At 33.4% G+C, this 1,728-nt stretch carries 2 protein-coding genes; both read left to right on the top strand.

Translation table 11 applies throughout. The features are described from left to right. The first annotated feature begins 48 nt into the window (after positions 1 to 48). On the top strand, positions 49 to 894 hold the full coding sequence (locus AB3X49_RS22500) for an exonuclease (RefSeq protein ID WP_367964845.1): 846 nt from the start codon (positions 49 to 51) through the stop codon (positions 892 to 894). A gap of 370 nt (positions 895 to 1,264) precedes the next feature. After that, positions 1,265 to 1,612 (top strand): hypothetical protein, encoded by a 348-nt coding sequence (locus AB3X49_RS22495; protein ID WP_016092044.1) that lies wholly within the window; start codon positions 1,265 to 1,267, stop codon positions 1,610 to 1,612. Positions 1,613 to 1,728: the final 116 nt, after the last annotated feature.

The following is a 1,728-nucleotide window of genomic DNA, read 5'->3' as shown; positions in this document are numbered from 1 at the left end:
GAAAATAAAGTATGTGTGTGAAAAGGAATTTAGAAAGAGGTAAATAAATTGAAAAACGCTACACACTTCATTGTGTTTGATATTGAAAGGAATTTTAGGCCGTATAAATCAGAAGATCCGTCAGAAATAGTTGATATTGGAGCTGTAAAAATAGATGTGAGTACAATGAAGGTTATTGGAGAATTTTCAGAGTTAGTAAAACCAAGTGCCCCATTAACTCGTCATACAACAAAATTAACTGGAATTACAAAGAAAGATTTAATAGGTGTAGGGAATTTCCCTCAAATTATAGAGAAATTTATTCAGTTCATCGGAGAAGATTCAATATTTGTTTCATGGGGAAAAGAAGATTACCGTTTTCTATCTCAAGATTGTACATTATACGGTGTAGAATGCCCATGTATGGAAAAAGAGAGCAGATTTGATGTGCAAAAATTTGTTTTTCAGGCGTATGAAGAATTATTTGAGCATACACCAAGTTTACAATTTGCAGTGGATCAGCTCGGCTTAACGTGGGAAGGGAAGCAGCACCGGGCTTTAGCAGATGCTGAGAATACAGCGAATATATTTCTTAAAGCATATAGTGAGAGAGATATTAATAAGCGATACAAGAGACATTGTGAGCTTGAACTTGTAAAGAACGGAAAACTAACAGAAAAAGCGAAAAAAAAGATGCGAAAATGGGCATTTAAAGAAATGAAAAAAAGTGCAGAGCGTCCTTTTGTATGGAGTGCATTTGAAAGTAGTGACACGTGGGAAAGTATAACGGAAAGATATTATATAAGTGAATCTGCAGTAGAACTTCTAAAAAAACACTTTCCTACTGCAGTGAGAAAGGCAGAGCGGCAACTTAGGTATTTGGCTGAGATGGAGGAGAAGACAGAGGTTAAATGAGATTCTCCTCCATTTCTAACTACATAAATTTAATTTTATCGCTTTGACGGTGGATAAAGTCTTCATATTAAATAGAAATTAATTTGTTGTTATAATTGCTTTGAAAATAAAGGCGTAGTAAGAATTGTAAAATGTATTAATAAAATAAGAACTCATAGAAATGAAAGAGTGGACAGTTAAATGGAAGTGATCTTTAATATTTTAACAGTTTTAGTTTTTGGTGTAATATTCACGTTACTTTTAGCAGTAATTATACTTCCTCTTATAGCAAAGAAGAATTGGAAAAAACTTAACATAGCTTTAAACCGTGGAGTATTAACGATTAAAATAGAAGAGTAAGGTAAGATTTTTATACAAGGGAGGTGTGATAGTGATAGACTTGGATATTAAAGACGTCAACGTACAGATGGAATTAAACGGAGTCTTTTGGAATGAGGATGGGATTGCTGAAATGATGGTGACTACAAAAGCGGAACATTCTCTTATTCTTCGTCTAGTAGTTGACCTAGAAAGTAAAACTATTCGTGCGATGAATGCCGAGATAGTGAGTGGGTTCTGCCCTCTATGCAAACAGAAAAAGAATGAATGTAGTGAACTTAATGACGCGCAAAATATAATGGATATTTTAGAAGAAGCCTACGATTGGGTGAGAGAGCATCCAGAATATCGTTTTCAATTATCTTTTTACGAGTACAATAAATTTGAGGTAGTGAAATGAAATTTTCATTTGAACAACATACATAGTGACTAAAAGGAAAAAACAAAAAACTTACAGAAGGACTTGGTCAAATAGAAATATTGAAGTAAATATCTGTAATGGAAATACGCTAGTAC

This window comes from Bacillus sp. C30 (assembly GCF_040838255.1).
Taxonomy (GTDB): Bacteria; Bacillota; Bacilli; order Bacillales; family Bacillaceae_G; genus Bacillus_A; species Bacillus_A mycoides.
Note: the sequence above shows the minus strand (reverse complement) of the source record. Positions and strands in the feature narration are given on the sequence as shown.